The sequence below is a fragment of the Providencia sp. PROV129 genome, assembly GCF_028482245.1.
GTDB classification, from domain to species: domain Bacteria; phylum Pseudomonadota; class Gammaproteobacteria; order Enterobacterales; family Enterobacteriaceae; genus Providencia; species Providencia vermicola.
This window is the reverse complement of record NZ_JAMPQD010000015.1, coordinates 38815-64162: the sequence shown is the minus strand read 5'-3', so window position 1 is coordinate 64162 and position 25348 is coordinate 38815. Positions and strand designations below refer to the sequence as shown.

Here is a 25348-nt window from a genome sequence, read left to right as displayed (position 1 = left end):
ACGATAAATTTTTCAATATGTTGAGGTGTGATGATGAGCGCGGCAGATATTAAAGGTCGGATATTTAATATCCAAAAATATTCCATTTATGACGGTGATGGTATACGCACGCTGATCTTTCTTAAAGGGTGCAATATTCGTTGTCCCTGGTGTGCTAACCCTGAGGGATTAAGCAGCCAGTTTCAAGTGATGTTTTCCCATGATAAATGCGTCAATTGCGGTAAGTGTGTCGATGTTTGCCCAACAGGTATTCATTACAAAACAACCAATGAGCAAGGTGAACAAATTCACCGTGTTAATCGCAGCATTGATTGTATTGGTTGTCGTAAGTGTGAAGAGGTGTGCATTGGCGGTGCACTGGACATTATGGGCAAAGATGTCACGGTTGCCGAAATGATGGAAATCATCATGCAAGACTATGATTTTTATATTTCTTCTGGTGGTGGTGTCACGATCGGTGGTGGGGAAATGAGTCTACAAACCGATTTCGCCGTTGAACTGCTGCGTGAATGCAAAAAAATGATGATCAATACCGCGGTAGAGACCCAAGGGACAACATCATTAGCTAACTATGAAAAGCTCGCTCAAGTCGTCGATTTATTTTTGTATGACATCAAACACATCGATAGCGCACAGCATAAAAGTATCTTTGGTATTGGTAACGAAAATGTACGCCAAAACCTTGAAAGACTTATTGAATTAGGTGCAAACGTGGTGGTGCGGATGCCGTTGGTGCGTGGGTATAACGATTCGTATGACGCAATCACGGGGGCCATTGAATACGCGATGGCGCTATCCAAACGCGGCAATGTAAAACGTATCGATATTCTACCTTACCACCAGTTGGGACGCGGTAAATACGACAAACTGGACATGATTTACCCAGTAAAACAAGACCCAACCTATAGCGCAGAAGAACTCGATCAATTGGAAGCATTCTTTAAACAGTTTGATTTTGATATTCGACTGGTTCGTCACTAAGTAGGAGAGACAGATGAAAAGTTTAGGTGTTATTGAAACGCGGGGACTGACATCCGCGATACAGGCAGCTGATGCGGCGTGTAAGGCCGCCAGTGTAGAAATTGTCGGCTATCGTAAAATTGACTCTGGCTTAGTATCCGTTTGTTTTCAGGGGGAAATCAGCGCAGTGCGCACCGCCGTTGATCACGGTATTGAGGTGATCAGCGATAATCAATTATGCGTAGGCTCACTCGTGATTGCACGCCCTGAAGAAAGTGTAATTACAAAATTATTAACAGTAAAAAGTAAAAAGGGCGAGTTAGAAAAAAGTGTCGAACAAGCTGAAAAGCCGCAAGAAAAGCTTGTGGTTGAGGAAAAATCCGCACCAGAGGTGACGGAAAATAGTATTAAAGAGCCTAAAAATGACCTGCGCAAAGGTAAAAAATCATGATGAATGAGCAATTGATGGGCAAAATTTTGTCTCGTCTTTCAGCATACACCCCAGCGAATGGAATGCAATCTGCTATAGCAATCCCAGTGGGGGTATCTAATCGCCATGTACACCTTTCGCAGCAGGATGTCGAAGCCTTATTTGGTCAAGGTTATCAACTCACGCCGTTTAAAGATCTCAAGCAGCCAGGGCAATTTGCGGCGAAGGAATGTGTAATGGTTGTTGGGCCAAAAGGCTCAATCAGCAAAGTCAGAGTGTTAGGCCCTGTGCGCCCAAAAAGCCAGTTAGAGGTTTCGAAGGCCGATTGTTTTGCTTTAGGGATTAAAGCCCCCGTGAGGGAATCAGGGGATTTAGCCGATTCAGGTAGTGCATTGTTAATCGGCCCAGCTGGTTATGCAAACCTTGAATCTCAAGTGATTTGTGCACAACGACATATTCATATGAATACGATAGATGCCAGAGCATTAAACGTGGTGAATGGACAAAAGGTCAATATTCGTACGGAAGGTGAGCGTCGTTTAGTATTTGATGAAGTTGTTGTGCGTGTAGATGAGCGCTTTTCTCTTGAGTTTCATATTGATACTGACGAAGCCAATGCAGCGGGTCTGCGCAATAATGACAGCGTATTTATTGTTGGTTAAGGGACGGTGGCAAGGTGAATGAAAAACAGATTGAACGGATAGTTGAACAGGTATTAAGGCAACTAAACCCGCATGTTCTTGTGGTGTTATCCCCTGTAGAAGGCTACCAAAAGGCGATTTACCAACGGTTAACGCAATTTTTATCGGTTTCTTTTTCGCTCTATGCCACCCAATTAATGCCTGCAACACCTTATTTTGCACAGTGGGCAACATTGGGAACAATATTAGATAAAAATACGTTGCATCTAAATGCATTAGGAAACTACCACTGTGTATTTTTACCTTTTATTGATGCCAAGGTGGTTGGTGAAGTCGCAAACGGCTTATTTACCAGCGAAGAAAGCCAACTGATTTTGCATGCACTTGCACAAAATATTCCTGTGCTGGCATTAAAACATCATTGCTGCCCAGAGAGTGAACTCAACCAAATTTTAGGTTTAGATAAAAATAAAAAATACAATAATATTATTAAAGAAAATATGTCGAAACTTATTTCATTAGGTGTGGAGTTTAATACACTAAATGAAATTGAAGGTAAATTATTGATAAATGATTTTAACCAAGAGTTGAAACCTAAAAATAACTATCAAAAAAATCGCTATATTACTTTAAAGGAAGTAATGAAAGACCCTGGAGGGTATGTTGCGAGTAATAATAAATTAACTGATTCAGCCGTCGATTATTTAAAGTCTTTAAAGTCTTTAAAGAAATAAAACATCAAAATTAATTAAATCTAATTTTTCTATTTATTGTAGGAGTATTATCTATGTCCCCTAAAGCAAAATCATGGCTTTGGATGCTGGCGGTTATTATTTCAGAAACCTCAGCAACCTCTACATTGAAAATGTTTGATAATAGCGAAGGGACTACGAAGTCCTTATTATTAGCACTGATTGTTATATTGTATGTTGTTTGTTATTACTCACTTTCTCGAGCTGTTAAATATATCCCTGTAGGTTTAGCGTATGCAACATGGTCAGGCACTGGGATTCTTATGGTATCTACACTTGGCATGCTGTTCTATGGGCAACATCCTGATACTGCAGCAATGATCGGTATGGCGGTGATTGCAAGTGGAATTGTGATCATGAATCTGTTCTCCAAAATGGGAGCAGATGAAGAAGACACAGAAGAGCCAAATAAAGAAACGAAAGAGTCATTATTATCCACCAATAATAAAGCCGTTCATTAATTAAAATTTAAGGGGAAAATTATGTTTACTGGATTTTTATGGCTAGCACTTTCGATTGGTTCTGAAATAACTGGAACCTCAATGATTAAAAAAACCAATAGTTTTAGCAAATTAGGGCCTTCTATTTTAGTGATCATTGCCTATTGTTTATGTTATTTCGCACTGACTCGTGCAATGGGGTATATCCCTGTAGGTGTAGCTTATTCATTATGGTGTGGATTTGGTATTGTTGGTGTGACATTAGTTTCTATGATTTTATATAAACAAAAACCAGACTTTCCTGCGGTATTTGCCATGGGGTTAATTATCTCTGGTGGGATAATTATGAATACATTCTCAACAATGTAAGTCTTATTTTATTTTTGCTCTTTATCTCGTTCATTGTTTGCCCTCAATTGTTTTGTGTTGAGGGTTATTTTTTTGCAAATCACCTGAGGTCACTGATTTTTTCTCAATATAAAATGATTGTTTGACGATAATGCCTTTGGCTTGTCCTATGCTAATTTAGTGACCAACAGTGATTTAGTTTAGGAATGGAAGTATGCAAATTATTGAGTGGGATGATTTTACCCGTGTTGAAATGCGTGTTGGCACCATTATTAGTGCAGAGCTAAATAGTAAAGCAAAGAAACCCGCATACGTGATGGAAGTTGATCTTGGTGAGCTGGGTATCAAACGCTCTAGCGCACAAATTACCGTGAATTACACCCCTGAAAGCCTAATCGGCAAGCGCATTCTCTGCGTCTGTAACTTTGAAGTAAAACGTATAGCAGGGGTTAAATCTGAAGTGTTAATAACAGGGGCTCCTGATGAAAAGGGCGCTATTGTGTTAGCCGAGTTTAATTTACCACTTCCAAACGGCGCTTTACTCGCTTAATGCTCAATGCTCGTCATACTTCGTTTTATCGCGTTGTTGGCTTCACTCACTCGCCCTAGTCACATACTTTTGTATGCTCCTAGGATCTTTTGCTTGCTGCCTAGTGATAAAACGAATTATATAGAGCATTCAATTTGATATAACTTTTCGTTATATTTATTTGAATTCTCAAGTGATGACATATTGGCATCACTGCCATTTATAGGTAAAAAGGTTATACTGCTATTATCTGTATCAGTAGGAGTGTTTCCTTTGCGATTACCTGAACTGCATTTTCGACAATATTCTGACGAGGTCATTTCTCATCAACACGATGGGCAGTGGCAAGTCGTATTGTCGTTGTCAGGGCAAATGGAAATCAATATGCATCGGCAGCATTTTCAATTAGATGCAGGGAAGGGTATCGTGATCCCGCCAAGTGTGAGCCATGCGTTTAGCGGTCAAGAAGGTAATAAAAACTATGTTTTGGAAATGCCTGCAACGGCGCAGTGGGCATTGGACGAGAAAATGACCCAATTTGCTCTGACACCTTCAGCAATTGGTTTGCTTCATTGGTTACAAAGCTTTCCCCAAGCACCTGAAAATAATTTTGCGGTGGCACGTTTACTGTTGGCGCAATTAAAACCCGAAAGTCAGTGGATTGATACCGTTTCTCAGTGGATTGAGACTCGGCTACATTTGCCCATTAGTTGTGAAGATATGGCATTCGCTTTTTGTATGTCAGTCAGTACGTTACAAAGAAAAGTAAAAGCGGAAACACACTTAACGGTGATGCAATTTATTCAACAAAAGCGGATGGAAGCTGCGGGGAGTTTATTGCTCACAAATAGCAGTATAGAAACCATAGGCCTTTGTGTGGGTTATGATTCACACTCTGCATTTAGCCATGCGTTTAAGAAATACTATGGCAAAACCCCTCTTGAATATCGAACTCAAGCGATAATACCCCGTTAGAGCTACCTCTCAGTTTTTGCCAATATGTGTTGAAATTGACTGTGAATATTCACCCTGTAAAAAATCAGTATTGACCCCCGCTTGCCTTAATTTTAATTCAAGCAGCGCGAGTTGTTTGCTCACATTGACATAATTAGGGTCATCAACCGACAGTCCTTGAAGTAGATGGCTCAGTGTTAGCGCGTCTTTTCTTTGCTGTAATTCAGCAGGTAAATATCCCGAATTCTTTAATAAGCGATATCCAGCCCTGAGCTCAGGCGGAACCAGGCTGTCATCTTCAAGCTGCAAAGCTTTACCTTCCCCAGCTAAATTTGAAAGTTCACCTCTACTTAGCGCTTCTTGAATATGGCGTTCAGCCCAAAGGTCGATAACTGACATGATAGAGGCTCCATGAGTTGTTTTTTACTATTATAACCTTCTATATCAATATAAATAAATTGGCAGATTATTCTTTATTAGGTTTGTTATTCCGAATTATAGGCAAGGTTTTATCGAGTGTTTATAAATAAGGGTTTTACGATTTATATAAAATAAAACTGCTAAAAAATGATATTTAATTAGTGATAAATGACGAAAAAAAGCCATAGATAATATGAAAATTGTTATGTTGACCACACTTATCGAAATTAATTTACCAAAATTATTTTGGTTGTAATTATCTTCTTTGGCTAAATTAATAATATTAATAGCTAATAAAAATGAGTTAGTCCTAATCATGTTGAATTTTATGTCTGATTTGTATGAATTTTGTTGATTTAGAATTATCTATTTGTAAATAGCAAAAAGCAAAAACATTGTGTAATGTCCGTTTTTCTTGTTTATAAGGAGAAAATATGGAACAAAAAAAGCAAGAGGGAAGCCGTTTTTTACGAACGGTTGAGTGGCTAGGCAATGCTCTACCACATCCTGTTATTTTATTTATTATTTTAATTGCGATTTTATTAGTTTCCTCAGCAATTGGTCAGTACTTCGGTGTAAGTGTGCCAGACCCTCGTCCAGAAGGTGCAAAAGGGCGCGCAGAAGATGGTATTATTCATATTGTGAGTTTATTGGATGCCGAAGGGATCCGAAAAATTATTGCGAATGTCGTCACCAATTTTACAGGCTTTGCACCGTTAGGAACGGTACTAGTCGCATTATTAGGGGTAGGGATTGCTGAACGAGCAGGTTTACTTTCCGCTGCCATGCGTTTGGTTGTCACCAAAGCCCCACGAAAATTAACCACAATGGCGATCGTGTTTGCTGGGATCATGTCAAATACCGCGGCAGAGTTAGGTTATGTGGTACTTATTCCGCTCGCAGCTATCATTTTTCATTCATTAGGTCGCCACCCTTTAGCAGGCCTTGCGGCCGCATTTGCTGGGGTTTCCGGTGGTTATTCAGCAAACTTATTATTAGGTACGGTTGACCCATTATTGTCGGGTATCACTCAACAAGCAGCACAAATCATTGACCCAACTTATATCGTGGGTGCAGAAGCAAACTGGTACTTTATGTTTGCGAGTACGTTTTTAATTACTATTTTAGGTTATTTAATTACTGAAAAAATTGTTGAGCCACAATTAGGCCCATACACGGGTGGTGCTGTTGATGAGGATGAAAATAGCCTCTATGCCTCGGCAAATGTTACTCCGTTAGAGAAAAAAGCCTTATTTTGGGCATCGGTGACATTCTGGGGGCTCGCTGCAATTTTAGCGTTAATGGTAGTACCAGAAAATGGAATATTACGTAACCAAGATACTGGCTTAGTCAGTAACTCACCGTTCTTAAAAGGTATTGTGGTCTTTATTTTTGTTTTCTTTGCTGTTCCCGGTATTGTGTATGGCTATATAGCAAAAACTATGCGTTCGGATAAAGATATTGTTGATGCAATGGCGGGCGCGATGAGTACGCTAGGTTTATACCTCGTCATTATTTTCTTTGCCGCACAATTTGTTGCCTTCTTTGGCTGGACCAATATTGGGCAAGTTATCGCAGTTAAAGGTGCCAATTTCTTAAATAGTATTGACCTTCATGGTGGTGTACTGTTTATTGGCTTTATTCTTATCTGTGCATTTATTAATTTAATGATCGGCTCAGCATCAGCTCAATGGGCAGTAACCGCACCAATTTTTGTTCCTATGCTAATGTTAGCGGGTTATGCACCGGAAACTATTCAAGCTGCATATCGTATTGGGGATTCTGTCACCAATATTATTACGCCGATGATGAGCTACTTTGGTCTGATTATGGCGATTGTGGTGAAATATAAGAAAGATGCGGGGATTGGTACATTGGTTTCAATGATGTTGCCATATTCGATTATCTTCCTGATAGGCTGGTCATTGTTCTTTATTGTCTGGGTATTTGTATTAGGTATCCCAGTCGGACCTGGTTCACCAATTTATTTTACCCCAGGAAGTTAATGACTATTTAACTTTTATGGCATAAAAAGACCCCCAATATTTGGTTGTCCAACTATTGGGGGCACTTTTATAACCACTTTTTTATTCGATAAATTATCAGGTAATATTTTACCTATACCATGCGGATCCCTTCGAACGGATTCCACCCATCAAGTCCCTTGGTTTCTTTTATATAATAAGCATAATTAGCAATCATCGCCCAGAGAGCTGAAATCCCGACGGAAAGGCCGGTATAAGCTCCATTAGGAATCGTACCACCAATCATAAAATCAATGACATTGAGCACCAGACCTAAACCAATAGAAATCCCCAGTAGGACTAAACCTTTTTTCCATAATCCTAAAATCAAAAAATAAATAATACCGAAGAAAAAGGCGAAGAAATTCATGCTAATGAGCAGGCGTCCACCGAAAGACTCCGCTTTCAATGCGGTTTTAAACTCTGGCGTATCGGGTGCTCCATGAGTGTCAAAAAAGTTAAAGCGCTTCTGCCATTTCTCAGAATATTGTTTTTGCTCCATTTTATCCCTCTGTGATTAACTAATAAAAATTATGTAAATGATAACGAAATATATAGAGTATGGAGGTATGAATAATCTGAATAATCACAATAGTTAAGATGTTTAGTTCAGAGCCCAATAAAACCTTAAGAAAGTTTATAGTCTTAAGGTATCTTATTTTATAAGCATAGGTTTCACCAAAACTTGGCGATATAAAATTTCATTAAAACGTAAATGTTAACATTTAGTTAATAAACAAAATTTAGCATTGATGATTTATCAGATAAAAAAACTGTATTTTTAGGATATGTGAGATAAGTAACCATATTTGATGATGGCGTTTACCCGAAAAATGACGAGTTCGCTAGATAATGTTTCATAAACCTTACTTATATTAAGTGTGGATCATATATTAATAGTCAAAAATCAGAGATTTTAATAAATAAAATTAATGTTTAGTTTTATTTATTACTCGTATGTGAGTTTGTTATTTTTATTTTATTTAATTAGTATTGCTCGCAGTTAGTTATTCTTATGTTATTCAGTATCTACTTTGTATTTTTCAGAAAGGAAATAAAAATGGCAGCTAGATATCCTATTGCCAAAATAGTAGGGAGCAGAATAAAGAAGCTTAGAAGGGAGTATGGACTAACGGGAACTGAAGTGGCAATGGCTTTGAATGTTAGTCAACAACAGTTTTCTCGTTATGAACGAGGTATTAACAGAATAGATATCGATTCATTAGTTATGATTGCAGACTTCCTTAAAGTCAGTGTTCATTATTTCCTTGAAGATATAGATTTAGAACAATCAAAAAATTGGACCTCTGAATATAATTCATTATTAAGTCATAGTTTTTATTCAAAAAATAAAAAAAATGAAGATTAGTATTTGTTTTAAGGATCTCCTTATATTTACGGTTCATGTTAGTGGTTATATTACTTCACATGTTATCGGACATCTCAAGTCATTAAAATAATGATACGAATAAAGTTAACTGAATTCTAGTTATATCAATAATACTATTGGTATGGCTGTGTACCAACTAAGGTATTACCTTAGTATATATTAATAATATCATGAAATAAGGGTTTAAAATGAAAAAGACGCTATTAGCATCTTCAATTATCGCATTAACATTCACTGCTGCATCAACTTCATTCGCTGCGGATGTAGGAAGTGGTACTATTGAATTTAATGGTACAGTGAATACGGGTGCTTGTACTATTGCTCCTTCTTCTGTTAATAAAGAAGTTCAATTAGGTTCTGTTCCAGCGGCATCATTACAAACAGCTGGTTCACAAGGTCCAAATGTTGATTTTACATTAGAATTAACGGATTGTATTTTGGACCCTACTGCAAGTGGTACTGATTATTCTAAAGTAACAGTTAAATTCACGGGCCAAATGGATGCAGCAGGCACCTTATGGGCAAGTACTGGTACTGCTACCAATGTTGGTGTGTTATTCCAAAATGCAAGTGGAACAAATTTAAAAACAAATGATACTGTTGAGCAAAGCTTAAATGCAGGGACAAATGTTATTAATTTATCTGCTCGTATGCAGGCATTAGGTGCAGCTACAGCCGGTTCTGTTAAATCTACAGTCGCTTACGTTTTAGATTACCAATAAGTATTAATATAAAAATATTAAAAAAATAATAAATCTTATATTTGCTGATTATGCTGTGTATAGCAATTGCTTCACAGCATTTTCAGTTATATGAGTTCATTCAATAAATCCATTATAGAATATTGCGGCTAATGAAAAAGAACAATTTTAATAAAAACATAGTGACTAGTTTAGTATCTAGTTTATTGTTTTACACTTACTATGTTAATGCGGATTCTGTTCAATTTAATGAAGACGCATTATCTATTTTGGGTAATACTAATATCGATTTAAGTGCATTTGAGAAAAATAAAATTAGTGAAGGTTCTTATTTTTCTAATGTATCGGTAAATGGTCGAAGAATTAATTATTTTGATCAAATAAATTTTTTAAGAAAAGATGAAAATATACAACCTTGTATTTCTAGAAGCTTAGTAGAAGTTATTGGGTTAAAAGAAGATTTTATTAAAGAAGTGCCTACATGGGAAAATGGTCAGTGTTATGACCTTGCATCACAGGATAAAAACATTCAGGCTAGATTCGATGATGAAAAGCAAGAGCTAATGCTTTCAATACCTCAAGCTTACTTTCAGTATTCTGATGACAATTGGGTTCCGCCTATGCAGCGGGAAGTTGGGGTTAATGCGCTCGTCTTGGATTACAACCTTGTTGAAAACTATATTAAATATAAGAATACTCGAGACATTAATAATTTTAGCTCATTCGGTTCTGTTGGTGCGAATGTAGGGCGTTGGCGTGTCCGCAGTAATTATCAATACCAAAAAGATTTTAATGATAACAAAAATGATAATTTTAAATGGGTACAAACTTATTTATTTACAGATTTACCTAGTTTATCTGCAAAATTTTTTGCGGGTAAATATTATACAGTAAGTAATGTATTTGATTCTGTACGTTTTAACGGTGTTAGTGTCTTTACTGATGAGAACATGTTACCAGCTTCTCTAAGAGGCTATGCACCGAGTGTTACTGGAACCGCGACAAGTAATGCGACGGTTACTATCTCGCAAAATGGACGTATTTTGAATCAAATGAAAGTGGCACCAGGGCCTTTTTCAATTGATAATTTAAGTTCCTCTTTATCGGGGGCTCTTGATGTTAAAATTACAGAGGAAGACGGCTCTATACGTGAGTACCAAGTATCCTCGACTAATATTCCATTTTTAACACGCCCAGGCATGGTGCAATATAAATTAAATGCAGGTCGGTTAGACCCAATGGGATATAAAAACATTCATGATGATTTTATATCAAGTGAAGCTTCTTGGGGGATCCTCAACAATTTGTCTATTTTTGGTGGTGTTTTCGCAACCTCTAATGATGAATACCATGCCTATAATGCGGGTGTTGGGGTAAATATGGAACGCTTTGGTGCAATATCTTTTGATATTACACAGTCGAGAAACCAACTACAGGATGTCGCTTTACATACTGGTGAAAGTTACCGTATTAATTATGCAAAACGTTTTTCAAATTCGAGTCGACTGGATTTAACAGGGTACCAGTTTTCTAACGAAGGCTTTATGTCAGTGAATGACTATATTAGCTTAAAAGAAACTCCGTTAACGCCACATTATCGGCAGAAAAATGTATTTACGACTTCTTTTACACAACAACTCCCTGATTTACAGGCTGATATAAGTTTAAGTTACTCACGGGAAAGTTATTGGAAAGAATCAAAAAATAACAATACTCTTAATTTATCGTTTAATAAAACAATAAACACAAGTTTTATAAATAATGCGATTTTATCATTATCAATTGGTGAAAGTAGCTACGTAAAAGGCAAACGCTCTAAGCAAGCATACCTTTCGTTAAGCGTCCCATTTGGTGGTGAAAGAAATTCACGGATTCAATACTTTAGTTCTTATAATGATATTGATAAGAAATATAATAGTAATATTAATTACAACTCTAAAATTAATGATAATAACGTTAGTTTAGGTTTATCAAGTAAAGACTTTTTTGAAAATGCGGCAATGAATGCATCCGTTTATCGTGACACGCAATATGGTACTGCACAACTAACGGGTTCGTATGGCGAAGACTACCATACATTAAGTGGTTCTCTAGACGGCTCTTTGACCATTACCAGCCAAGGCCCAGTCTTACACCGACGAGTTTATGATAACCAAGCTCGTATGGTAATTGATACAGATAAAGCGAAAGGGGTATCAATTAATAAAAATGAATCAGTCACGAATGGGTTTGGTTTAGCCGCAATTAGTAATGTTCCAACCTATTATAGGTCGACCCAGTATGTTGATCTTAATAATGTACCAGACAATGTCAGCATTGATGACAGTGTGATTGAATCAAATTTAACTGATGGTGCGGTTGGTTATTCAAAACTCAATACATTAGTGGGTGAAAAAGCGTTAGTCACAATTAAATTCCCTGACGGCAATACGCCTCCATTTGGTGCTTTAGTTTATGGCTCTGATAATAAAAATGTATTGGGAATGATTGCAGAGGAAGGGCAAGTTTATTTAACAGGCTTCCAGCCAGACCAACAATTAATAGTTAAATGGAGTGGTGACCAGTCATGTCGAATTATGCTAGGTAAACAAACTCATTTAACCAGTAAGAACATAACCTGTAATAAAGAATAGAAAATTATGAAAAAACTTAAATTAATAATGAGTGCTTTAATTTTAATTAGCACATACACACATGCCTCAATTTCTGTTGACCGTACTCGCGTTATTTATGATGAAGCAAGTAAAGGTGTTAGCGTTGTGATTGAAAATATTGATAAAAAAGATCCTTATTTAGTCCAATCATGGATCGAAAATGAAAATGGCGAAAAAATTTCAGAACCACTGATTGCTTTGCCTTTATTACAACGTGTTGAAGCAAATCAAAAGAAGCAGGTTAGAATTAGTTTATCAAAAAATGATGTGAAAATACCGAGCAACCAAGAGTCATTATTTTACTTTAATGTCTTGGGTATTCCGCCGAAAACTAAGTTAGAAAATGCAGTTGAAATTGTTATTCAATCACGTTTTAAATTATTTTATCGTCCGAGTGAATTGAAAAAATACCCTAATAATGATTGGCAAAAAGAGTTGAAAGTGGAGAAAGTGGGAAAATCATTAAAATTAACTAACCCGACTCCCTATCACATTGTTGTGATTAATGTTAATGATAATGAATCTAAAGTTCCTGATTTTAAAGAAATTGTCGTGAAGCCAAATAGCAATGCAACATATTTACTATCAGATAAACAGGTGAAATCATCAAAAATGATTGTGACTTATATTGATGATTATGGGACACCAAACTTATTGAAATATACATGTAATACAACTTGTTCCTTGTCAAATGAAAAGGATAAGAGGTAAGTTATGTTAATTTTGAAAAAAATAAATGCATTCGCTATATTATTTTTATTTTTCCTAAGTTTTCAATCAGTAGCTGCAGTTAATAATTGTGTACCGAGCTCAGGAGCTACATCTATAGAACAAGAATTAACCTTTGATATTACAAATAGTAGTACTTCAATTGCAAATGGTACCTTATTGACATCAGCAATGAGCTCATATGTATCAGTGAGATGTGAGTTTACTGGTTCATCAAGCACAGCTAATGCAGTTTACTTTAAGAATACAATGCCAAGTGCAATTAAAACATTGTTGATTAATAGTGGTGTCAGTGTGACACAACAAAATGCAATTTCATCTCCTAATCCAGTAACGATAACCAACCCAACTGTTCCGAATATTTATTTAGGGTATTGGAGTCAACCAGAGACAGGAATTACACGTAATATTGCTTTCATGTATAACTTCTATGTTTACAAGGGGGCTAATGCTCTTAAACCTTTTGATACTGGGTTATTTTTATTAGGAACTCATGTGGATTATTTAGGTAAGGATTTAGGCGGACCAACTTATGTGCGAATTAAAGGTAACTTAACCTTACTCTGCCCTGCGCCCGCGGTGAACATCACAGCTTCTAATGGGGGGAGTGTAAACTTTGACACGATTTCACCTAAACAAATGAATGCGGGAGATGTGGTTAGCCGAACGTTTAATTTAGGTATGTCAGTGCCACAGGACTGCGAAACAGGGCTGAATATATCAGTTCGTTTTGAACCCAATAATAATACGGTGCTAGGCGGAAAGTATCTTGATATGGGTAATGGATTACAAACACTATTAACCCGTAATTCAACTGATATTAACTATAATGAAAGTTACAGTATTGGCGAAATCATGCCACAATCACCGATTAGTGTCCCTTTTACTGCGACATTAAGCAAGATTGCAGGCAGCACCATCGCTTCAGGCCCGTTTTCTAAAACAGTTCGAGTTGTTGTTTCATATTAAGAGTGTTAATTGACATTTTTCTATGGTGTTATATTGAATATACATATTCTGATGCTGAGTATTATTAAATGAAAAAACTCAAATTAGTATTAGTTGATGATCATCCCATTGTGCTTTCAGGTTTGAAAGATACACTTTCTCAATCAATGAATTTAGAAATTTTAGGTGCCTACACTCAGGATGCTGAACTATTTTCTTTTTTGAAAAAAAATGAGGTTGATGTGATCGTAACTGATTATATGATGCCTAATAATACCCAATCTAGCGATGGCCAGAATTATATTCAATTTTTACGTCGTCAATACCCAAATATTGCCGTGATTGTATTAACGATGGCTTCTAACCCAATGATTATACAAATGTTATATGATTCAGGGGTGAGCGCGGTGGTGTCAAAAGAGGCACCATTAAGCGACCTGATGAAGGCTATCACATTAGCGGGGCAAGGCCGCCAATATCGTGTTCCTGTTGCAGATATGACAACGACATTAAAAAGCCGTAATGCGGTAACATTAAATGATAGGGTAAAGACATTATCACCTCGTGAACTTGAGGTATTGCGCCTTTTTGTTCAAGGAAAGCCTATTGTTGATATTGCAAAGCAATTAAACCGCAGTGATAAAACTATCAGCTTACAGAAAAATGCCGCAATGCGTAAATTGGGTGTTGATAATAATCAAGCGTTAATCAGTTATTGCCTTACACATCATTTATTTGACTGATTTTTTTTATCCAATTAGCTAATTGATTGCAGATATTCTGGTTAACCTGAATATCAATGTGTGTTGATGCCTGTGAGTCTAATGTTGCCTCAAACTCACGAAGCTCATTAGCTAATTCACGTTGTTCCACACTAATTAATGCGCCACGGATACGATGGGATAACTGTTTTATTTCATCAATATTGTTATCTTCAACAGCTTGGCAAAATTGAGTAATATCGGTAATAAAATGATGAATAATTTTTTCTCTATCTTCTCCATTTAGCGGGTTAATCATTTCTAGGGGAGCCATTTCTAAAGTTGATGAGGAGTAAATCGGGAATAAACGGTTGAATAATTGAATTAAGGTTTCTAGCTCTATAGGTTTTACAAGCCATGAATCCATTCCAGATTCTAGGCATCGCTCTTCTTCTTCTTTTAATCCGTTTGCAGTAACACCAATAATCGGACATGTTTCGCCTTCACTGCGCAGCTGCTGTGCAAGTTCATAACCATTACGATAAGGCATATTAACGTCTGTAAGGATGATATCGACAATTTCGTTATCCCAAATCACCAACGCTTCTTCACCATCATTGGCAATAAATACCTTACAACCGAGTAATTCAAGCTGCTCTTGTAGAACAACTTGGTTAATGGGGTTATCTTCAGCAATTAAAACGCGAAGCGGGTATTTATGCATGTGAGTTTGTATACGAGATGTTGGACAAATAAGGGATATCTGTTCTTTATTATTTTGTAGTAAGAATAGCTGCTGATTTAATTCAGATAGTCGGAAATTCATCTCAGGGCTTACCCATTGTTGTCCATCCCAATGAGTCGGTAGAGGAAACGATGGAATTAAGATGCCGACAGCAATAACGGATGAGGTATCTATGGGGAGGCTATTTTCTGTGAAATAAACATTAGCCCCCCAACGTTTTAGCCATTGCGTTATATTTTCAGTCAATAATGGGTTTGGGGTTTGTAACCAAATATTGGTATTTTTTAGTGGTAGCCAATGTGGTTGCTGTATATCGAGTGCTAAAGGTAGTGTCACGAGAAACGAGCTACCAACCCCAACTTCACTCTGTAGGCTTATCTGCCCATCCATCAATTTAATGAGCTCAGAGCAAATAAATAGGCCTAAACCAGTACCGCCATAGGCATGAATTTCTGAATGAGCTTGATAAAATGGCTCAAATAATTTTATTTGTTGTTCAGGGCTAATTCCAACACCGGTATCACTGACACGTATTAATATATTATTATTACTTCTTTTGAGTTCAATAGTAACCGTGCCCCTGTGGGTAAATTTAATTGCATTACTGAGTAAATTACCTAAAATTTGTTGCAGTCGAGCAGAGTCACCAATTCTATTTGCTTGTACGCTTGGGTCAATAACAGCAAATAGGAGTAACCCTTTTTGCTGAGCAATACCTTGATATAGTTGAACGGTTTGTTGTACTAATTCTAATAAATCAAATGGATGATTATGGATTTGAATTTGGTTAGCTTCTATTTTGCTAATATCTAAAATATCGCCAATTAATTGCATAAGTAGCTGGGACGTTGTTGATATTCTCTCAATAAAATGAGCTTGTTGAGGTGAAAGAGAGGTGTTTGCGAGTAATTCTAACGTACCGATTAGGCCATAAAGTGGAGTTCTTATTTCATGGCTCATTGTTGCTAAAAATGTCGATTTAGCTCGGTTGGCTTCTTCTGCAAGCCGCTTCGCATCATCAAGTTGTTTTTCAGTTTCTGCTTGGATGGTGATATCAGTAAATGCGCATAAAATAACAGGGCGCTGTTGGTAATAAGTTGCTGTACTCACAACATAGAGGACATGCTCCCCTGATTTTAAAGTCGTTTTAACGTGTTCTGTGTCAGAAAGAACCTTGACGAGTAATTCATTATATTCATTTGAGTCGTGGGGAGTAGATATATTGGTTATTTTTAGCCAGTAACGAGCTAACTCATTCGCGAAGCGTAACTGCTGGGTTTCTTTATCTATTACACATAGGCCGATAGGGGTTGTTGCGATAAGCGTTTGGTTGAATGCTTCATTTTCTAAGATGGCTTGCTGGGAGTCTATTGCGGGTTGTAATATTTTTCGCTGGTACCAGCGGTGATATCCCCATCCACAAAATAAACTAAAGAAAAGAGCGATAACTAAACTGATAGGAAACCACAGGTTGTCTTCAAAAAAAGCAGCATAACTAATTCTATAATATCCAGTCCATTCATCAGTTTTAGATGAAAGCTTAAGAACCAGGCCATCTTTGGTATAAAAAATACCTTCTAATGCTTCTTCCTCAGGCGCTTGGGTTGTTCCAAGTAACTGGCCATATTTCGTATGAATTAGCCAAAATTGATGTGTGAGTGTGGGGTTTAACATTCGTTCCAGCACACTTAACCTAGCTTGGCTTAACATACTGACCGCATAAATATTTTTAGGGGAAATGTGAGCATTCTGCCATAAATGCTCATCAAAACCTGCGGGAATAATCCCGATAAGAATATTATCAAAAGGCACTGGACGTAACCAAATAATTTGTTTTAAATCAGTCTGTTGTGATTCTGAAAACTGAGCGTGGATAGTAGGTAAATTTTTCCTGACGTTATCAATAACGGAATAATATAAGTTTGGAGATATCGATTCATTTCCTAATACAGTGCCAACAGAAGGCACACTGATACTAATTTGGTCGTGCTCATTGACAAAAAATACAGCGGCGGCAGGGAAATAGGACCCACCCCAAAACGTGGAATAATAATCAGCTAAGTAAGCGCCTAAAGAAAATAATATACTAGGTACTCGGGAACATTCTAAACTTTTATCACAAGCCAGCGTGAATGGCATTGCGACTAAAGATTCTTTACCCTCAAGTAAATGTAATGGTAGCTTGATTGGTAGTGATTGCTCTTGTATTGCATAGGTTCGACTTTCAACTAGCTCTGATAGATCTTGGTTTTGCTTATTTAACGATCTTAAAAATTTCTCTTGCTCATTGATATAGCCTATTAGTGACCTAAAATCGACTTCTAACCGCCTAGTTTCTTGTTGGACAATTCGTTCTGCGCTCCAAAATAATGTTGCTATTAGAATAAACAACAAAGGGAAAGCGACAGTGAGTATGCTGTTTGTGCGTCCTGATGTGCGAGTTATCCTTGAAAATGCAGTCGGAGAAGGGGTAGGCATAGTGCTGCTCTCATCGATTATAGGCAAACTCCATAATTTTCATAATAATATAAAATAAACAAATTAAACAATATTTCTTTATGCCAAAGGTTAGACAATTGCTGAATTGTAATAGTCTTTCAAATCATCTAATTCCCAACCAAAACCATTTAAATTAGTGATATGGTGTGAAAGTTTAGGATGATGGCTAACGATATAGAATAGCCTATGGTAAAAATCTGGAAAGTTAATACCGAGTATAAGAATAAATTTAAATAATACATCTACGGTTAATGCATTCTCACCTCGTTCATAACGGGATAATTGCTGTTGGCTAATACCTAGCTCTTTCGCAATGCTCTCACCGCTAATTCCTAACTCTTGTCGGTATTCTTGTAAGCATTTACCAACTAGCTGGCTGATATAATAAGTTGTATCTTTTTTCTTTTTCATGTGGAAACTTGACCCTAGTATCATTGATTCATAAAACTATTTTTATCTTGAAGAGTAAATTATGACAAAAATAAGATTTTAGAATATAAGGTATTCCTTAATTAAAAATAATGTTAAGTCATTTATTTCAGGTTCATATGTAGAGACTTATTTTAAGCATTATATTTATTTTCTTTTTATTTTAGAGAACTATTTTTGTTACTCAACAGTATGTTAAGTATTGATTGTGAATTGCTCGGTAAGGTTTAGTTGACTTTATTGCATTAAGGCTTGGCTACATTCTCATTACAAATTATTATTATTTATTGTTTAATATTGTATTTGATTATTTTTTTAGCTCAATAGATGGGAATAAAAAATGATATTATGGTTTTTTAGTGGTTTATTTGAATAACTATTAATATAAAAACTTATTTTTAGGTTTTTAAATGAGACAACAAGCCAGTAAATACACGCAATAAGAGTGAGTGAGCGCCATTTAATGGATGAAATGAGAAAAGGGTGAGAATAATAATCTAGTTATAAACCTTAGCGTTTGGCTTTTTCTAGTTTCCCCCTAATTATTTGGCATAAGTTAAGCCAATTGACTTTGGTTTATGGTTATTTTTATATCTATATTCTGTATATAGGATTATTACTCATAGCTTGCAAACAGAGAGTATAGAGAAATAGGTGTTTAGATGAGGGTAAAGGCCATTCCGTGTCTTTAGCCTAGTTAGCTAAGTATGAGTGTTTGAAAATACAAAAGCAAAAACCCGCCTTTTGGGCGGGTTCTTTAAATAGTGGTGCCCGGACTCGGAATCGAACCAAGGACACGGGGATTTTCAATCCCCTGCTCTACCGACTGAGCTATCCGGGCAACGGGGCGCATTAAACCGTATTCAGCTGTTTGCGTCAATGAGTTTTTAATAAAAAAACGTTTTTTTTTACTGAGTGTTTTCTTTTTCAGCAAAAGGTGATTGTTTAACGTGCTAATGTGGCTTTTTTAGCTTAGCGCCCCTTTTTTACGGCATAATGCGATCGTCAAAATATCTTCAGAAAGGTGCTGCGCTGTTTCAACATCTTGAATGTCACGTTGGACTAATAAACGGTTTAAGCACCCTTCGAGAACCAGTTCCATTTGGTTTGCAACAAGCTCAGAGTCTTCGATATCAAGTTCATCCAATAAATTTTTGGTAAAATTAAAGGAATTGTCTTTTTGTAGGCGACTGAGCTGGTGAATCGGGTGCTCTGAATCGGGGTAATAATTACAAGCAGAGATAAATAAACAGCCTGGAAAACGCCCCTCACTCACTTTCTCGGACAATTGTTGGTAACGGGCCATTAATTTCTGCTGTGGGCTTAGCGTTTCCTCTAGGAGCGTTTGGCGCTGCCATACTTCAATTTGTTGTCCATGAAAGCGCAAGCAATCATAAATAAGGGCTTCATCATCAGGCCAAAATTGGCGAATAGTCGAAAAATCAGATTCAATTTCACTGAGTAAATTTTCTGTTGATGCGGATAACCCCTGAATTTCTAACTGGTTTAATGCATGGCTTAAAATTGTTTCGCGCTGGATAGGCATTATGAACTCCATCGGCATCGTGTCTGTTTTTTTCATCATAGCAATGATCAATATTGAATTATAGCGCTTTGCTCAATAGCAATGGAGCTGGCGGAGCTACATAAATGAATAAACGGGGCATTTTTTGTGGAAAGGCGGGAGGAACAGGAGGGGGAAATATCCCCCCTGAATCTAAATTGACAGTGAATATCAAATTTAGACTGGAACGTTAATTAATCAAATTCGCCGCTAGCGCAACATCGATATAATAAAACTGAAAAATTTTCTTCATAAAATCATCGACATCATGCTTTCTTAACTCAAGGGCTTGTAAGATATCTAACAGACCTTGTATGGTGATGGCATTTTTACCCCTTTCGTAACGAGAAATTTGTTGCTGGCTAATGCTTAATCGTGATGCTAATTGCGCACCTGTTAAACCAACCGCTTTTCTTCGGTGTTTTAGATAGGTTCCAATATAAATGGAAATATCGGTATTATCATTTCGTTGAGTACTTAACATTCCTCCTCCAAATAAATTAATGCTGATGAGATAAATTATTTAAAGTAATGGACTTATTCTATAATTTAGCGCTCGTTTAACGGGTTTAAAAGAGAACCTGAATGGTTTTCTAATACCTATTAGACAAGGATGAGTTTAGCATTACCAATATTTATGGCGGATGGATTTTTGGGTATTAATAGATAGCGCCTATTTATAATACACAATAAAAGAGTATGTGTTGTTGATTTTAAAGGATTATATATAAGTTTTATCACGTTACTATCTGTTTTTTTTGAAATTATACATTTAAAAATATCGTTATTTTAGCTATATTGTTTTTGTTGTTTTCTGACGAACTTAGCGGAATTACACTGAGATTTAATCAATATATTCATTGCTTGTTACACTTATATTGAGGTTATTAATATAAATGTTTCATTGGAAAAATTTGGTTTATTTTATTCGATTTTTATATCTTATTTTGTTGTATTGAATATATATAAGATAGCTATGGTTTATATATTTACCTCTTTTATTGAATTTATAATATGAGACAGAAAATAATGTTGATGAATGATCTTTACAGATTTTATATTTATCATTACCACTTTAGTGACAATGATAAATATATTTTCGAACAGAAAAAACCCGTGAATGATGTCACGGGTTTTTTAGGCTGTTCAATTGATGAATAGGGCTAGAGCATCATTCCACCGAACAGGAAGCCGAAAGTGACGGCTAATGCGACAGCAATGGTACCAGGGATAAAGAATGGGTGGTTGAAGACAAAGCGACCAATACGCGTTGTCCCTGTATCATCCATTTGTACCGCAGCAACCAGTGTCGGGTAAGTCGGCAGAATAAACAGACCAGAAACCGCAGAGAATGACGCAATTGCAGTCAGTGGACTAACACCTAAAGCCAGTGCCATTGGCATCAATGCTTTTGCTGTTGCTGCTTGTGAATACAGAAGCGCAGAACAGAAGAAGAAGATAACCGCTAGCATCCAAGAATGTTCGTGGATTAAGTCACCCGCAGTTGCTTTGATCCACTCAAGGTTGTGTTGTACGAAAGTATCACCTAACCAAGCCACACCTAAGATACAGATACATGCACTCATACCCGCTTTAAAGGTACTGGAGTTCAAGATAGCATCGGTATTTACGCGACAAAGGATAGTAATCAACGTTGCTACAGTCAGCATGATGATCAAAATCGCATTGGTGGTGTTCATCAATGGTGTTTCGACAATCCCTAAGCTTGGGCTATTGATGATGGCATAACAGACAACACCGATAACACCTAATAAGAACAGCATAACGGAAGATTTAGCACCAGGTTTGATTTCTTTGACTTGGCTACCACGCAGTTCAATTAAGCCTTCTGCTAAACGTTTTTGATAGATTGGGTCATCAGAAAGTTTAGAGTTAAACGTCCAAGAGATAATAAATGACATCAACATAATCGCGAGGAAGGTTGATGGCAGTAAAATTCCCAGCAGGGTGATGTAGCTGACTGTATTACCAGCACCCATCATCGCAGGGTTTTCCATGACCGATGCCATATAGACAACCGCAGCAGAAATTGGTGATGCAGTAATACCAATCTGAGCAGCAACGACCGCTGTTGATAATGGACGGCAAGGTTTAACGCCTTGTTCTTTTGCGACTTCTGCAATTACAGGTAGTGTGGCTAAAGAGATATTACCTGTACCTGCAAAGAGCGTCAGAAAGTAAGTGACAACTGGGGCAAGAATAGTGATGTATTTAGGATTGCGGCGCAGTAATTTTTCTGTTTGAGCAACTAAATAATCTAAACCGCCTGCAATTTGCATCGCAGAGATAGCGGCGATAACAGCCATGATGATGGAGATAACGTCAAATGGAATGGTACCTGGTTTCACGCCAATTGCAGCGAGTACCAGTACACCAAGGCCACCGGCAAAGCCGATACCTATCCCACCAAGACGGGCCCCCAAAAAAATGGCCAGCAGAACAATGACAAATTCTACGGCTAACATAGTGTTTACTCCTCGACAAAATGAAAATTAAAATTATGAAACTGTTATGTTAATTTTTTGTGTGTGCATGAATCAAAAAAGGCACGCTTTCCGATGAGAGGCGTGCCTTTATTTTTTTAAGTATTATTTATGATAAACATAAACTTTTAGTCATCAAAACGTTTTGCTTTGTAAGCTGGGTGTTTTAAGTTCTCAACAGAGAAAATATCATCCAGCTCTGCTTCAGTTAGTAAACCGCGTTCCAGCACAACTTCACGGACGCTCTTACCTGTTTCTGCACAGATTTTACCTACGATATCACCGTTATGGTGGCCAATGAATGGGTTCAAGTAGGTCACGATACCGATTGACTTAAAGACAAACGCTTCGCAGATTTCTTTGTTCACAGTAATACCGCTAATGCATTTCTCTTGCAGATTGCGACATGCATTGCTCATCAGAGAAATAGACTCGAACATTGCTTGACCGATAGCTGGTTCCATTACGTTTAACTGTAATTGGCCTGCTTCAGCTGCCATTGTTACGCAGATATCGTTACCAATAACTTTGAAACACGCTTGGTTAACCACTTCTGGAATCACTGGGTTAACTTTTGCTGGCATGATAGAAGAACCTGCTTGTAACTCAGGTAAGTTGATTTCTTTAAGACCTGCACGAGGGCCGGAAGATAGCAGGCGTAAGTCGTTACAGATTTTAGACAGTTTCATTGCCAGACGTTTTAAGCCTGCGTGAACAGTGATGTAAGCACCACAGTCAGAAGTTGCTTCGATTAAGTCTTCTGCAGGAACGCATGGTAAACCAGTCACTTCAGCTAATTTTTTCACTGCCAGTTCTGAATAACCAGGTGCGGTATTCAGGCCTGTACCGATAGCCGTTGCACCTAAGTTAACTTCGAGCAGTAATTCGATGCTACGTTTCAGATTTTTCTCTTCTTCTTTCAGAAGGGTAGCGAAAGCATGGAATTCTTGGCCGACGGTCATTGGAACGGCATCCTGTAACTGGGTACGACCCATTTTCAGAATGTCTTTGTATTCTTCAGCTTTAGCTTCAAAGCCTTTTTTCAGGTATTCAACAGATTCAATTAACTTCAGTACAGAGTTATACACTGCGATACGGAACCCAGTAGGGTAAGCATCGTTAGTGGATTGGCTTTTGTTCAGGTGGTCATTAGGGTTTAGGAATTCATATTCCCCTTTTTTATGCCCCATCAGTTCAAGACCGATATTTGCAAGAACCTCGTTGGTATTCATATTCAGTGATGTGCCCGCACCACCTTGGAATACGTCAACAGGGAACTGGTCCATGCATTTGCCTTCATTTAAAACAACATCACATGCTTTGATGATGGTTTCCGCGATATTACGTGGAATTGTGTGTTGTTCTTTGTTGGCTAAAGCCGCCGCTTTTTTAACCATAACCATGCCGCGAATAAATTCTGGGACATCGTTAATAGTGCGGTCGCTGATATAAAAGTTTTCAATCGCACGCAGAGTATGAACACCATAATAGGCATCGGCTGGAACTTCTTTTTTACCTAACAGGTCTTCTTCGATACGAGTATTGTTTGACATGAGAACCTTCTTAATTAGATTACAGTTACTGTCCGTTTATGCGCTTTTTAAAAATCCATATATCGTAAAAACAAAACTTAACAGGTGATTAATATCGCAAAATAAAACTTTACAAGCGATTAACACCTTCTACTACGTTATCAGCATTATGATCTACTGATTTATGGGTAGATAATATGCCTTTAATGAAACAATGCCTTGAACCTAGATCACTATATAGTTTGATTTATGCAACAGATTTTACGTTGTGTGATATTCATCACAGATAAGTCTGGTTAATCAAAAAACTCTATGAGTTGAAAAACGTTATCTTTGCCCCAATTATTATGGCTATACTAAAGAAAAAAGCGAACATTGATAGTTGTCTCTTAGATGCAGTTCACAAAGGTTTTCCGAGGGGCGTAAAATAGTTGATAGCTTATTGAAATAAAGGAGAACTTGTGCGCTGGTTACCACTAATTCTGATATGTATTCTCATTTACATTGAATCGGTTATTTTCGTGAGAGTCGCTTCCGAAGTGGGAGTTCTAATGACACTAATTTTAGTGGTCTTAACTTCCTGTTTGGGGGTCTCCTTGGTGAAAAACCAAGGCATGAAAAATGTCCTGCAAATCCAACAAAAATTAGCGTCTGGTGAAAGCCCAGCGGCAGAGATGATTAAAAGCGTTGCGCTCGTTTTAGCGGGCTTTTTACTCATCGTGCCAGGGTTTTTCACTGACTTTATTGGTTTATTGTTATTACTTCCACCAGTACAAAAACTTATCGTAATGCGATTAATCCCGCATATTCGTTTCTATCAACCTGGCGCGGGTTTTAATCAGTCAAGAAATGGCGGATATCAAAACGGTAATACGTTTGATGGCGAATTCCAACGTAAACAAGACGACCCGTCTTTTACCATTGATAACACTGATAAATCAGACTCATCAGATAAAGACGACCGTCCGAAACCGTAAATCCTTCGTATTTGTGGGGAGATAAAAATGAAAAATTTTTTATCTCCCCCCTTGAAGTCCCTCTGTCTAGCCCCAATCTGCTCAAACATGGTACTAGTTTATTTAAGACATGCTGGTATCGTCCTTTTACCTAGTGTGGACTTTATTTATAGGAGAACTATTAATGAAAATTCGTCCATTGCATGACCGTGTTATCGTTAAACGTAAAGAAGTAGAATCTAAATCTGCGGGTGGCATTGTTCTGACCGGTACTGCGGCAGGCAAATCAACGCGTGGTGAAGTTCTGGCAGTAGGCCAAGGCCGCATCCTCGAAAATGGCGAAATTAAAGCGCTGGATGTGAAAGTTGGCGATATCGTTATTTTTAACGACGGTTATGGCGTGAAAGCTGAAAAAATCGACAATGAAGAAGTCCTGATCATGTCTGAAAGTGACATCCTGGCAATTGTTGAAGCGTAATTTTCACTTAAAACTTCTCA

Annotated in this window: 25 protein-coding genes and 1 tRNA gene; 17 read left to right on the top strand and 9 right to left on the bottom strand. The window is 37.3% G+C overall.

Annotated elements, in window-relative coordinates; translation table 11 throughout:
- Positions 1–30: 30 nt before the first annotated feature.
- From cutD to PSF27_RS11065, 8 genes are all read left to right on the top strand, one after another.
- The gene (gene cutD / locus PSF27_RS11100; RefSeq protein ID WP_225818611.1) at positions 31–981 is read left to right on the top strand and encodes a choline TMA-lyase-activating enzyme; all 951 of its coding nucleotides are present in this window, start codon (positions 31–33) and stop codon (positions 979–981) included.
- A gap of 13 nt (positions 982–994) precedes the next feature.
- A complete protein-coding gene (locus PSF27_RS11095) occupies positions 995–1411 on the top strand; it encodes a BMC domain-containing protein (protein ID WP_272681461.1) in 417 nt (138 codons plus the stop codon).
- Positions 1408–2052 (top strand): phosphate propanoyltransferase, encoded by a 645-nt coding sequence (locus PSF27_RS11090; RefSeq protein WP_272681460.1) that lies wholly within the window; start codon positions 1408–1410, stop codon positions 2050–2052. Before PSF27_RS11095 ends, PSF27_RS11090 begins: the two co-directional genes overlap by 4 nt.
- Before the next feature lie 14 nt (positions 2053–2066).
- Positions 2067–2765 (top strand): hypothetical protein, encoded by a 699-nt coding sequence (locus tag PSF27_RS11085; RefSeq protein ID WP_272681459.1) that lies wholly within the window; start codon positions 2067–2069, stop codon positions 2763–2765.
- 53 nt (positions 2766–2818) lie between these two features.
- Positions 2819–3244, top strand: coding sequence for a DMT family transporter (locus tag PSF27_RS11080; RefSeq protein ID WP_206083447.1), 426 nt, complete (start codon positions 2819–2821; stop codon positions 3242–3244).
- A gap of 21 nt (positions 3245–3265) precedes the next feature.
- Entirely contained in the window at positions 3266–3592 is a 327-nt protein-coding gene (locus tag PSF27_RS11075) for a DMT family transporter (RefSeq protein ID WP_206083448.1), read from the top strand.
- A gap of 193 nt (positions 3593–3785) precedes the next feature.
- Entirely contained in the window at positions 3786–4121 is a 336-nt protein-coding gene (locus tag PSF27_RS11070; protein ID WP_272539326.1) for a tRNA-binding protein, read from the top strand.
- A gap of 252 nt (positions 4122–4373) precedes the next feature.
- Positions 4374–5075, top strand: coding sequence for an AraC family transcriptional regulator (locus PSF27_RS11065; RefSeq protein ID WP_206083450.1), 702 nt, complete (start codon positions 4374–4376; stop codon positions 5073–5075).
- A gap of 9 nt (positions 5076–5084) precedes the next feature.
- On the opposite strand, the gene PSF27_RS11060 is transcribed toward PSF27_RS11065, so the two are convergent.
- Positions 5085–5453, bottom strand: a complete 369-nt coding sequence (locus PSF27_RS11060; RefSeq protein WP_206083451.1) for a DUF1992 domain-containing protein — start codon at positions 5451–5453, stop codon at positions 5085–5087.
- 455 nt (positions 5454–5908) lie between these two features.
- Between PSF27_RS11060 and PSF27_RS11055 the strand changes: the two genes are divergently transcribed.
- Positions 5909–7480, top strand: coding sequence for an AbgT family transporter (locus PSF27_RS11055; protein WP_272539325.1), 1572 nt, complete (start codon positions 5909–5911; stop codon positions 7478–7480).
- A gap of 112 nt (positions 7481–7592) precedes the next feature.
- On the opposite strand, the gene PSF27_RS11050 is transcribed toward PSF27_RS11055, so the two are convergent.
- Complete coding sequence (locus PSF27_RS11050) at positions 7593–8000, bottom strand: DUF2628 domain-containing protein (protein WP_272681458.1); 408 nt, start codon at positions 7998–8000, stop codon at positions 7593–7595.
- Between the two features lie 558 nt (positions 8001–8558).
- Here PSF27_RS11050 and PSF27_RS11045 point away from each other — a divergent pair.
- From PSF27_RS11045 to PSF27_RS11020, 6 genes are all read left to right on the top strand, one after another.
- Entirely contained in the window at positions 8559–8867 is a 309-nt protein-coding gene (locus tag PSF27_RS11045) for a helix-turn-helix domain-containing protein (protein ID WP_272681457.1), read from the top strand.
- Between the two features lie 209 nt (positions 8868–9076).
- Positions 9077–9610, top strand: coding sequence for a fimbrial protein (locus PSF27_RS11040; protein WP_004258955.1), 534 nt, complete (start codon positions 9077–9079; stop codon positions 9608–9610).
- Between the two features lie 131 nt (positions 9611–9741).
- Positions 9742–12222 carry a fimbria/pilus outer membrane usher protein gene (locus PSF27_RS11035; protein ID WP_272681456.1) on the top strand — a complete coding sequence of 827 codons (2481 nt, stop codon included), beginning with the start codon at positions 9742–9744 and terminating at the stop codon, positions 12220–12222.
- A gap of 6 nt (positions 12223–12228) precedes the next feature.
- Positions 12229–12954 carry a fimbrial biogenesis chaperone gene (locus tag PSF27_RS11030; protein WP_272681455.1) on the top strand — a complete coding sequence of 242 codons (726 nt, stop codon included), beginning with the start codon at positions 12229–12231 and terminating at the stop codon, positions 12952–12954.
- Positions 12955–12957: 3 nt separating this feature from the next.
- Positions 12958–13941 (top strand): fimbrial protein, encoded by a 984-nt coding sequence (locus tag PSF27_RS11025; protein ID WP_272681454.1) that lies wholly within the window; start codon positions 12958–12960, stop codon positions 13939–13941.
- A gap of 68 nt (positions 13942–14009) precedes the next feature.
- Complete coding sequence (locus PSF27_RS11020) at positions 14010–14663, top strand: response regulator (RefSeq protein ID WP_272681453.1); 654 nt, start codon at positions 14010–14012, stop codon at positions 14661–14663.
- Here PSF27_RS11020 and PSF27_RS11015 read toward each other — a convergent pair.
- From PSF27_RS11015 to aspA, 7 genes are all read right to left on the bottom strand, one after another.
- A complete protein-coding gene (locus PSF27_RS11015) occupies positions 14641–17844 on the bottom strand; it encodes an ATP-binding protein (protein ID WP_272681452.1) in 3204 nt (1067 codons plus the stop codon). The genes PSF27_RS11020 and PSF27_RS11015 overlap by 23 nt on opposite strands.
- A 90-nt stretch (positions 17845–17934) precedes the next feature.
- Positions 17935–18276 (bottom strand): helix-turn-helix domain-containing protein, encoded by a 342-nt coding sequence (locus PSF27_RS11010; RefSeq protein ID WP_241016812.1) that lies wholly within the window; start codon positions 18274–18276, stop codon positions 17935–17937.
- Positions 18277–19059: 783 nt separating this feature from the next.
- Positions 19060–19135 (bottom strand) — tRNA-Phe (locus tag PSF27_RS11005).
- 126 nt (positions 19136–19261) lie between these two features.
- Entirely contained in the window at positions 19262–19834 is a 573-nt protein-coding gene (gene dicD / locus PSF27_RS11000) for a division control transcriptional repressor DicD (protein ID WP_412990682.1), read from the bottom strand.
- A gap of 214 nt (positions 19835–20048) precedes the next feature.
- Positions 20049–20342: a helix-turn-helix domain-containing protein gene (locus PSF27_RS10995; RefSeq protein ID WP_272539320.1), complete on the bottom strand. Its 294-nt coding sequence runs from the start codon at positions 20340–20342 to the stop codon at positions 20049–20051.
- Positions 20343–21021: 679 nt separating this feature from the next.
- The gene (locus PSF27_RS10990; RefSeq protein WP_206083462.1) at positions 21022–22344 is read right to left on the bottom strand and encodes an anaerobic C4-dicarboxylate transporter; all 1323 of its coding nucleotides are present in this window, start codon (positions 22342–22344) and stop codon (positions 21022–21024) included.
- 146 nt (positions 22345–22490) lie between these two features.
- Entirely contained in the window at positions 22491–23915 is a 1425-nt protein-coding gene (gene aspA, locus PSF27_RS10985) for an aspartate ammonia-lyase (RefSeq protein WP_206083463.1), read from the bottom strand.
- Positions 23916–24355: 440 nt separating this feature from the next.
- Between aspA and PSF27_RS10980 the strand changes: the two genes are divergently transcribed.
- Positions 24356–24871, top strand: coding sequence for an FxsA family protein (locus tag PSF27_RS10980; protein WP_206083464.1), 516 nt, complete (start codon positions 24356–24358; stop codon positions 24869–24871).
- 163 nt (positions 24872–25034) lie between these two features.
- Entirely contained in the window at positions 25035–25328 is a 294-nt protein-coding gene (locus PSF27_RS10975) for a co-chaperone GroES (RefSeq protein WP_206083465.1), read from the top strand.
- The last annotated feature ends 20 nt before the right edge of the window (positions 25329–25348 follow it).

What these genes read in the sequence shown, in the direction of transcription:
- cutD (WP_225818611.1), top strand. Translation starts at nt 31, where the DNA reads ATGATGAGCGCGGCAGATATTAAAGGTCGGATATTTAATATCCAAAAA.
- PSF27_RS11060 (WP_206083451.1), bottom strand. Translation starts at nt 5,453, where the DNA reads ATGTCAGTTATCGACCTTTGGGCTGAACGCCATATTCAAGAAGCGCTA.
- PSF27_RS11010 (WP_241016812.1), bottom strand. Translation starts at nt 18,276, where the DNA reads ATGAAAAAGAAAAAAGATACAACTTATTATATCAGCCAGCTAGTTGGT.
- PSF27_RS11015 (WP_272681452.1), bottom strand. Translation starts at nt 17,844, where the DNA reads ATGCCTACCCCTTCTCCGACTGCATTTTCAAGGATAACTCGCACATCA.
- PSF27_RS11035 (WP_272681456.1), top strand. Translation starts at nt 9,742, where the DNA reads ATGAAAAAGAACAATTTTAATAAAAACATAGTGACTAGTTTAGTATCT.
- PSF27_RS11045 (WP_272681457.1), top strand. Translation starts at nt 8,559, where the DNA reads ATGGCAGCTAGATATCCTATTGCCAAAATAGTAGGGAGCAGAATAAAG.
- PSF27_RS11030 (WP_272681455.1), top strand. Translation starts at nt 12,229, where the DNA reads ATGAAAAAACTTAAATTAATAATGAGTGCTTTAATTTTAATTAGCACA.
- PSF27_RS11050 (WP_272681458.1), bottom strand. Translation starts at nt 8,000, where the DNA reads ATGGAGCAAAAACAATATTCTGAGAAATGGCAGAAGCGCTTTAACTTT.
- PSF27_RS10995 (WP_272539320.1), bottom strand. Translation starts at nt 20,342, where the DNA reads ATGTTAAGTACTCAACGAAATGATAATACCGATATTTCCATTTATATT.
- PSF27_RS11090 (WP_272681460.1), top strand. Translation starts at nt 1,408, where the DNA reads ATGATGAATGAGCAATTGATGGGCAAAATTTTGTCTCGTCTTTCAGCA.
- PSF27_RS10990 (WP_206083462.1), bottom strand. Translation starts at nt 22,344, where the DNA reads ATGTTAGCCGTAGAATTTGTCATTGTTCTGCTGGCCATTTTTTTGGGG.
- PSF27_RS11080 (WP_206083447.1), top strand. Translation starts at nt 2,819, where the DNA reads ATGTCCCCTAAAGCAAAATCATGGCTTTGGATGCTGGCGGTTATTATT.
- PSF27_RS11040 (WP_004258955.1), top strand. Translation starts at nt 9,077, where the DNA reads ATGAAAAAGACGCTATTAGCATCTTCAATTATCGCATTAACATTCACT.
- PSF27_RS11025 (WP_272681454.1), top strand. Translation starts at nt 12,958, where the DNA reads ATGTTAATTTTGAAAAAAATAAATGCATTCGCTATATTATTTTTATTT.
- PSF27_RS11075 (WP_206083448.1), top strand. Translation starts at nt 3,266, where the DNA reads ATGTTTACTGGATTTTTATGGCTAGCACTTTCGATTGGTTCTGAAATA.
- aspA (WP_206083463.1), bottom strand. Translation starts at nt 23,915, where the DNA reads ATGTCAAACAATACTCGTATCGAAGAAGACCTGTTAGGTAAAAAAGAA.
- PSF27_RS11020 (WP_272681453.1), top strand. Translation starts at nt 14,010, where the DNA reads ATGAAAAAACTCAAATTAGTATTAGTTGATGATCATCCCATTGTGCTT.
- PSF27_RS11070 (WP_272539326.1), top strand. Translation starts at nt 3,786, where the DNA reads ATGCAAATTATTGAGTGGGATGATTTTACCCGTGTTGAAATGCGTGTT.
- PSF27_RS11055 (WP_272539325.1), top strand. Translation starts at nt 5,909, where the DNA reads ATGGAACAAAAAAAGCAAGAGGGAAGCCGTTTTTTACGAACGGTTGAG.
- PSF27_RS10975 (WP_206083465.1), top strand. Translation starts at nt 25,035, where the DNA reads ATGAAAATTCGTCCATTGCATGACCGTGTTATCGTTAAACGTAAAGAA.
- PSF27_RS11095 (WP_272681461.1), top strand. Translation starts at nt 995, where the DNA reads ATGAAAAGTTTAGGTGTTATTGAAACGCGGGGACTGACATCCGCGATA.